Source organism: Cobetia sp., from assembly GCF_983723665.1.
This window is the reverse complement of record NZ_CFDJES010000071.1, coordinates 1-7,366: the sequence shown is the minus strand read 5'-3', so window position 1 is coordinate 7,366 and position 7,366 is coordinate 1. Positions and strand designations below refer to the sequence as shown.

Below are 7,366 nucleotides of genomic sequence, written 5' to 3'. Positions count from 1 at the left end.
CGCTGCTGACCGAGACCATCAAGCTCGATGGCACCATGACGCTGGAAGTGCGCGGCACCGGTGTCGTGCGCCAGCTGATGGCCGAGTCGAACCCCGGCGGTGAGCTGCGCGCCATCGCACGCCTCAGCGATGAAGCGGTGTTGCCGACGGAAGAGTCCAGCCTGCAGGAGCTGGTCGGCCAGGGGCAGATCGTGATCACCCTCGACCCGCGTGAAGGCAAGCGCTATCAGGGCATCGTGGCCATCGATCAGGACAGCCTCGCCGGTTGTCTGGAGAGCTACTTCAGCCAGTCAGAGCAGCTGCCGACCCGCCTGTGGCTGATGGCCGATGGCAAGCGCACCGGCGGCGTGATGCTGCAGCAGCTGCCCAACGATGACGCCAACAAGGACCCGGATGCCTGGGAGCGCGTCGTGCATCTGGCCGAGACCCTCAAGGCCGAGGAGCTGCTGACGCTGGACCAGCAGGAAGTGCTGCATCGTCTCTATCACGAAGAAACCGTGCGCATCTATGAACCCAAGGCGCTGCGTTTCGGCTGCACCTGTTCGCGCGAGCGTCTGGGCGCTGCCCTGCACAGCATCGCCGCCGACGAGCTGCGTCAGATCGTCGCCGAGCAGGGCGAGCTGGCCACCCAGTGTCACTTCTGCCATACCCGCTATTCCTTCAGTGCCGCGGAAGTGGAAGCGATCATCGAAGATCCTGACGCCGAAAGCCCCGTCGTGCATTGAGCATTTCCCGACGCGCCGGCGGCTGGCCACGGGGATGATGATTGTCTGACATATCGTCGTCCGTCAGGCGACGGCGACTGCGCCAAAGTGTTGCAACAATGGGCGTTTCCGCCCGACACCCTTTTTGCCATAATGCCTTGCCAGCACAGGGCCGGATGCCCTGTGCTGGTGGTATCGACGGTGTCATGGCATGCCGTCATGCGCGATCGGGCAGCAACGATCGATCACAAAATAAGCCTGTGGCATGTACCTCGGGCATCTGGCTTCAGCCATCAAGAGAGAGGGCGGCCCTGAGCCGCGGAGACGCGAATGAGCAAGCATCAAGACAGTGCGGTGACCACTCACACCAATCTCAGCAGCGCAGAGCTGATCGAGCTGGCAGTGGCTCGCGGCGAAGGACGTCTGGCCGACAACGGCGCGCTGGTCGTGGAGACGGGCGCCCGTAGCGGACGCTCCCCGAACGACCGCTTCATCGTCGACGAGCCGTCCACCTCGGACGCCATCGACTGGGGCAGCGTCAATCGCCCGTTCAGCCCGGAGCGTTTCGACGCCCTGTGGGAACGCGTCGAGGACTACCTCGGCGAGCGCGACAGCTTCGTCTCCGAGCTGCATGTCGGCGCTGACCTCGAGCACTACCTGCCGATCCGCGTGACCACCGAGACGGCCTGGCACAACCTGTTCGCGCGTACCATGTTCGTGCGTCCGGACAGCTTCAATGCCAAGGACAAGAGCGAGTGGACCATCCTCAACGCGCCGCACTTCACCTGCGAGCCACAGCGTGATGGCACCAACTCCGACGGCGTCGTGCTGATCAACTTCGCGCGTCGCCGCGTCCTGCTGGCGGGCATGCGTTACGCCGGTGAGATGAAGAAGGCCATGTTCTCGGTGCAGAACTTCCTGCTGCCGGAAAAGGACGTGCTGCCGATGCACTGCTCCGCCAACGTCGGTGACGACGGCGAGACCACGCTGTTCTTCGGCCTGTCCGGCACCGGCAAGACCACCCTGTCCGCCGACCCGGCGCGTTACCTGATCGGTGATGACGAGCATGGCTGGGGCGAAGGCACCGTCTTCAACATCGAAGGCGGCTGCTACGCCAAGTGCATCGACCTGTCCCAGAAGAACGAGCCGGTGATCTGGAACGCGATCAAGTTCGGTGCCGTGCTGGAAAACGTGGTGCTGGATGACCGTCGTGGCGCGGATTACGGCGATGACCGTCTGAGCCAGAACTCGCGTGCCGCCTACCCGCTGGAGCACATCGAGAAGCGCGTGCCGGAAAACCGTGCCGGCGAGCCGAATGCCATCGTCTTCCTGACCTGCGACATGTCCGGCGTGCTGCCGCCGGTGTCCGTGCTCAGCAAGCAGGCCGCGGCCTACCACTTCCTGTCCGGCTACACCGCCAAGGTCGGCTCTACCGAGATGGGCTCCACCGCCGGTCTCGAAGCCACCTTCTCCACCTGCTTCGGCGCGCCGTTCTTCCCGCGTCCGGCACGTGAATACGCCGACCTGCTGATCAAGCGCATCGATGCCTTCGGCTCACGCGTCTACCTGGTCAACACCGGCTGGACCGGTGGCTCCTACGGTGAGGGCGGCTCACGCTTCTCCATCCCGACCACGCGCGGCATCATCAGCGCGATCCAGAACGGTGCGCTGGCGGACATCGAGACGCGTCACATCGACGTGCTCAACCTGGATGTGCCGGTGCGCGTGCCGGGCGTCGATTCCAGCCTGCTCGACCCGCGTGAGACCTGGGAAGACCGCGCCGCCTACGACAGCAAGGCGCGTGACCTGTCAGCCAAGTTCGTCGAGAACTTCAAGAAGTTCGCCGGCGTGGATGAGGCGATCATCGCGGCAGGCCCGACCCTGGTCTGACGATCAGCGGGATTGATCGCAAGCGGTAAGCAAAAAGCCTCGCCCGGTGTTCCGGGCGAGGCTTTTTCGTGTCTGCTGCTTTTCTCGTCAACAGCTGCTGTCATCACCTGCTGTCGGGTCTGTCAGGCGCTGTCGGGCCTGTCAGGGGCTGCCGCCGGCGGCCAGCGAGCGGTTGGCAGGGCCGTCGAAGGTGTCCTCGGCGGCGAGCGGTTCCTGGCCTGGCTCAGTGCTGCTGGTCTCGGCGCGTCGTGACGCGTCTTCGGCAGCGGTGTCGACAAGGCCTTCGGGCGTGCGTTCGGCGACGAAGGGTGCCGGCGCCTGATACCACCAGCGGGTGGTCCAGGCGCGCATCACCCGCTCCGGGTACCAGGTCTTGCCGAGGCTGCCGTTGTAGCGTGCCAGCGCATCGGTGATGTCGCCTTTCTCGCGCTTGAGGTAGTGGGCAAGGATGGTGGCGCCGTAACGCAGGCTGGTGTCCTGATCGAGCAGATTGTCGTCGGGCTCGCCGATCTCACGCTTCCAGAACGGCATGACCTGCATCAGGCCGCGGGCACCTGCGTGGGAGACCGCGGTGGGTTTGAAGGCGCTCTCGACCTGGATGACGGACAGGATCAGCTCCGGCGCCAGGCCTGTGCGCGTCGCTTCGCGGCGCACCTTGCGCAGCAGGTCGATGCGCGCGGCGCGGTCGGGCATGTAGCGCTCCAGACGCTGCTGCATGCTCAATACCCAGTGCAGGGCATCGATGGGGTCCTCGAAGGCCTCGGGCTCGGCCAAGGCCTCGCGCAGGCTGTCACGCAGCCCCGGCGATAGCCCATGCTCGGGGATAGCGGCGGCGGCCTGCACAGGGGGGCTTGTCAGTCCGGTAGACGCGGCGCTCAACGTCAGCAGGACAGCGGCCAGCCACGGGCGCAGGCGGCGAAGTGGGGTGTCACCTGCAGCGCCTTTTGCGGGCGGCGCTGAAGGGGAAATCGATGAGATGGTCATGCGCAGTCCCTGCTTATCAGTCATGGCGCCATTATGCCGTTACCGCGGCGTTGACGGTAATGGGATGTTCTAGGAAGGCAGATAACGAGACAGCCCGCCCCTCGAGAAGAGGAGCGGGCTGTCTTGGGTACTGCGATAGCGTCAGCCGTGAGCCAGTGGCTCAGGCTGCTCGAGTTCAGCTCGCGCTGCGCTCGGCCAGGAAGTCCAGCAGGCTGTCGACGGCGATCATGGTCGCTTCGCCATCGGTGCGACCCTTGTACTCGTACTCGCCATTGTCGAGACCGCGGTCACCGATCACCAGGCGATGCGGAATGCCCAGCAGCTCGCCGTCGGCGAACTTGTTGCCCGGGCGCAGATCACGATCATCCAGCAGCACGTCGTAACCGGCGGCGGTCAGCTCCTGATAGACGCGCTCGGCAGTCTCGCTGACGCGCACGGACTTGTGGGCGTTCATCGGCACGATGGCGACCTGGAAGGGCGCGATGGCTTCCGGCAGCACGATGCCGCCCTTGTCGTTGCCCTGCTCGATGGCAGCGGCGACCACGCGGGTCACGCCGATGCCGTAGCAGCCCATGGACAGCGGCTGCGCCTTGCCGTTCTCGTCGAGCACGGTGGCGTTCATGGCTTCGGAGTACTTGGTGCCGAGCTGGAAGATGTGACCCACCTCGATACCGCGTGCGATGTCGATCACGCCCTGGCCGTCCGGTGACGGATCACCGGCGACGACGTTACGGATATCAGCGATTTCCGGCAGCGGCAGATCGCGCTCCCAGTTGAGGCCGAAGTGGTGCTTGCCTTCGATGTTGGCACCGGCACCGAAATCGCTCATCAGCGCGACGCTGCGATCGATGATGATCGGCATCTCGAGGCCGACCGGACCGAGGGAGCCGAAACCAGCACCGACGGCGGCGCGCACTTCCTCGTCGCTGGCCATGGTCAGCGGCTCGGCGACCTGCGGCAGGTGCTCGGCCTTGATCTCGTTCAGCTCGTGGTCGCCACGCACCATCAGTGCGATCAGACCACCTTCGACGCCTTCGGCCGCCTTGACGATCAGCGTCTTGACGGTCTTCTTGATGTCCAGGCCGTGCTGTTCGACCAGCGCGGCGATGGTCTTGGCGTTCGGCGTGTCGACCAGCTGCATCTCCTGGGTCGGTGCCGCGCGCTCAGGCGTCTCGCCCAGCGGTGCCGGCAGCGCTTCACACTTCTCGATGTTGGCGGCGAAATCGGAGCCGGTGGAGAAGGCGATGGCGTCTTCACCGGAGGCGGCCAGCACGTGGAATTCGTGGGAGCCGGTGCCACCGATGGAGCCGTTGTCGGCGATGACGGGACGGAAGTCGAGACCCAGGCGCGTGAAGATGCGCACGTAGGTGTCGTACATCACCTGATAGGTCTCTTTCAGGGATTCTTCGCCCAGGTGGAAGGAGTAACCATCCTTCATCACGAACTCGCGTGAGCGCATCACACCGAAGCGCGGACGAATCTCGTCGCGGAACTTGGTCTGGACCTGGTAGAAGTTGGCCGGCAGCTGCTTGTAGCTGTTCAGCTCACGACGCGCGAGGTCGGTGATGACTTCCTCGTGGGTCGGGCCGACACAGTAGTCGCGCTGGTGACGGTCAACGACGCGCAGCAGCTCGGGGCCGTACTGCTCCCAGCGACCGGACTCCTGCCACAGCTCGGCTGGCTGCACGGCTGGCATCAGCAGTTCCTGGGCGCCGGAGCGGTCCATCTCTTCACGCACGATGCGCTCGACCTTGCGCAGCGTGCGCAGGCCCAGTGGCATCCAGGTGTAGAGGCCGGAGGTCAGGCGACGGATGAAACCGGCCCGCAGCATCAGCTGGTGGCTGACGACTTCGGCGTCGGACGGGGTTTCCTTGAGAGTGGAAATCAGCAGTTGACTGGCACGCATGGGCTCAGCGATCCCTCGACTTGTCGCTTTGATCGGTACGCTTCGCAGTCGCGAAGCATGAACAGGCAGGTCTTCGGCACGCCTTTTACAGGCGTATCAGCGAAGCAGACTGAGCGCATTGTACTGCCGCGAGCCTTGGAGGGGCAAAGTGCATGGCCAGACTGGAAAATCCGCGCCCGCCTGCCGATACTGGTGACACGGGATTTCCCTTTGGAGAGGGCCGTGAACGGCTTTCTCAGGGAGACCTGACAAGGAGACAAGGATATGTCGTCACTCGATCAGCGCATGGGATACGCGCGCGCCAGACATCGTTGGCCCTTGAAGGTGGGGTTGGCGTTGCTCGCACTGGGGGCGTGCCTGAGCGTTTCCCTGTGGCTGGTGAGCCTTCGCCTGCCGATCCCTTTCGTCGATGAGGGAGTGCATTTCGCGCAGATTCGCCAGTTTCTCGCCGGCGACTGGAGCCAGCATCCCAAGCTGACCACCCTGACCCTGTATCACGCCACCATGGCGGTGACGCTGATGGCACTCCAGACCTTGGGGGAGTGGCTCAATCTTCCCCTCGCGGCTGACGCCATGGCCGGGCGCTGGCCTGAAATGCCCTCGGTGAACTGGGTGCGGGGCCTGTCGCTGCTCGGCTTCAGTGTCATGGCGTGCATGGTCTGGCGGGCGCTGCCGAGCGTCTATCGGCGCCTGGACCCCATGCTCGATGAGAGCGGCGCCCAGCAACAGGCGAATCGTCAGAGCTGGCAGTGGCTATGGCTGCCGATCATCTTTCCCTATCTGGCGCTGGTGTATACCGACCCGTGGATCATCGTGCTGGTCGCGCTGCAGCTCGTCGCGCTGGTGTGTGAGCGGCGTCTGCTGTTGCTGGTGTTGATCCTGGCCGGCCTCGGCTTGCGACAGGACAGTATCGTGCTGCTCGGGCTGTGGGGCGGTCTGTTGCTGTTCATGACGCATGCGCAGCCAGGGGTTCGGTCGCAGGCTGTCGGCATGGCACCACCGCTGCGCTCGCCGTTGCGTCAGCTTTCCGTCTGGTGGGGCCTGATCGTGCGCTGGTGGTGGGTGGCCGTGATTCCAGTGGCCGCCTTCATCGGGTTTGTCGTCTGGAACGACGGCATTGCCATGGGCGATACCACGCGTCATCAGGCCGGTTGGCACACCGGCAATCTCGGCTATTACCTGGGCGTGATCGGCGTGGTGTTTCTGCCGTTGTGGTTGGCCGACTTGCCGCGTCAGCGGCATCTGCTATGCCGTCTGTGCACCCGGGGTGCCTGGCCATGGCGGGGCATTCTGCTGCTGGGGGCGCTGGCGGGTGTGTGGGTCATGCTGGTGATGAGCTTTGAGGTGACGCATGACTACAATTTCCAGCGCTGGACGATCCGCAACAGCTGGCTGTTATGGCTCAATGAGCACCCGGTGGGGCTGTGGGTGACCATGCTGCTGACCACCAGCATGGCGCTCTGGTGGCTGAGAGCACCGCTGCGGCTGGGGCATGGTGGCCTGCTGTTGGTGATGCTTGCATTGATGGTCTGCACGCGTGAGCTGATCGAGACGCGCTACATGCTGCCCCTGGTCACGGTCTTCCAGCTGCTGCGCTGTGCAGAGCGAGCGGAAGTGGAGCGCGCGATGACGCTCTGGGCGGTTTCGATGGGAGCGCTGTTGCTGGCGGGATTGGTGCAGACGCGCACCCTGCCATGAGGCGGTGGCAGGGCGTTTTGGGGGCTCACTCGATGGCGGGTGCTTCAGGCCTGTTGGCGTTTCGCCGCTGGGGTCTGGGCATCACGGCCGGCGGGGGCTTTATTGGCACCAGCACCGATGCCAGAGCCACCACGCGGTGGCTCGGCGACCCAGGCATAGGCAGCCTCGCGCTCGTCGGGCGAGA

Annotated in this window: 5 protein-coding genes; 3 read left to right on the top strand and 2 right to left on the bottom strand. The window is 64.7% G+C overall.

The window, feature by feature from the left end; all coding sequences use genetic code 11:
- A partial coding sequence (gene hslO / locus AC4FAH_RS08855) for an Hsp33 family molecular chaperone HslO (protein WP_490245916.1) occupies positions 1-725 on the top strand: 725 nt, incomplete at its 5' end.
- A gap of 309 nt (positions 726-1,034) precedes the next feature.
- On the top strand, positions 1,035-2,594 hold the full coding sequence (locus AC4FAH_RS08850) for a phosphoenolpyruvate carboxykinase (protein ID WP_043331365.1): 1,560 nt from the start codon (positions 1,035-1,037) through the stop codon (positions 2,592-2,594).
- 141 nt (positions 2,595-2,735) lie between these two features.
- Here the strand turns inward: AC4FAH_RS08850 and AC4FAH_RS08845 are convergent, their stop codons facing one another.
- Together AC4FAH_RS08845 and AC4FAH_RS08840 are read right to left on the bottom strand one after the other, a co-directional pair.
- Entirely contained in the window at positions 2,736-3,578 is an 843-nt protein-coding gene (locus AC4FAH_RS08845; RefSeq protein ID WP_339842719.1) for a lytic transglycosylase domain-containing protein, read from the bottom strand.
- A gap of 175 nt (positions 3,579-3,753) precedes the next feature.
- Positions 3,754-5,484, bottom strand: coding sequence for a proline--tRNA ligase (locus AC4FAH_RS08840; protein WP_043331364.1), 1,731 nt, complete (start codon positions 5,482-5,484; stop codon positions 3,754-3,756).
- A gap of 264 nt (positions 5,485-5,748) precedes the next feature.
- Here AC4FAH_RS08840 and AC4FAH_RS08835 point away from each other — a divergent pair, with 264 nt between their 5' ends.
- On the top strand, positions 5,749-7,182 hold the full coding sequence (locus AC4FAH_RS08835) for a Dol-P-Glc:Glc(2)Man(9)GlcNAc(2)-PP-Dol alpha-1,2-glucosyltransferase (RefSeq protein WP_153636343.1): 1,434 nt from the start codon (positions 5,749-5,751) through the stop codon (positions 7,180-7,182).
- The last annotated feature ends 184 nt before the right edge of the window (positions 7,183-7,366 follow it).

Coding starts and splice junctions, on each gene's coding strand:
- AC4FAH_RS08835 (WP_153636343.1), top strand. CDS start 5,749: ATGTCGTCACTCGATCAGCGCATGGGATACGCGCGCGCCAGACATCGT.
- AC4FAH_RS08840 (WP_043331364.1), bottom strand. CDS start 5,484: ATGCGTGCCAGTCAACTGCTGATTTCCACTCTCAAGGAAACCCCGTCC.
- AC4FAH_RS08845 (WP_339842719.1), bottom strand. CDS start 3,578: ATGACCATCTCATCGATTTCCCCTTCAGCGCCGCCCGCAAAAGGCGCT.
- AC4FAH_RS08850 (WP_043331365.1), top strand. CDS start 1,035: ATGAGCAAGCATCAAGACAGTGCGGTGACCACTCACACCAATCTCAGC.